Source organism: Gluconobacter sp. P1D12_c, assembly GCF_018812105.1.
Classification (GTDB): Bacteria; Pseudomonadota; Alphaproteobacteria; order Acetobacterales; family Acetobacteraceae; genus Gluconobacter; species Gluconobacter oxydans_A.
This window is the reverse complement of record NZ_JACSIQ010000566.1, coordinates 1-420: the sequence shown is the minus strand read 5'-3', so window position 1 is coordinate 420 and position 420 is coordinate 1. Positions and strand designations below refer to the sequence as shown.

Here is a 420-nt window from a genome sequence, read left to right as displayed (position 1 = left end):
TCTCGGCGTTCGTGTTGCGCTGCTTTGGAGCCGCCACCAGCGTTGCATCCAGGATCTGGCCCGACATCGGCAGATAGCCGGCGTGCCGCAGGGTCGCGTCAAAACGGTTGAACAGACCCTCGATCGCTCCCACCTGCGTCAGGCGCTCACGGAACAGCCAGAGTGTTTTGGCATCAGGAACACGATCTGAAAGCCCCAGCCCAAGGAAGCGCATGAACGACAGGCGATCGTTGATCAGATATTCCGTCCGCTCATCAGACAAATTGTTCAACGTCTGGATCACCAGGATCTTGAACATCAGCACCGGATCAAATGGCGGTCGCCCGCCTTTGCTTCCATCTGAATAGGCCAGTGCCTTCTCCAGATCAGGACGGAACACTTCAAAATCCACAGTCCGGGAAAATGCTTCGAGCTSRTCAC

At 56.5% G+C, this 420-nt stretch carries 1 protein-coding gene; it reads right to left on the bottom strand.

Annotated features, from left to right (window positions below):
* Positions 1-420, bottom strand: a 420-nt coding sequence (locus KP705_RS18175) for a transposase (RefSeq protein WP_215765309.1), incomplete at both ends; no start/stop codon positions are given.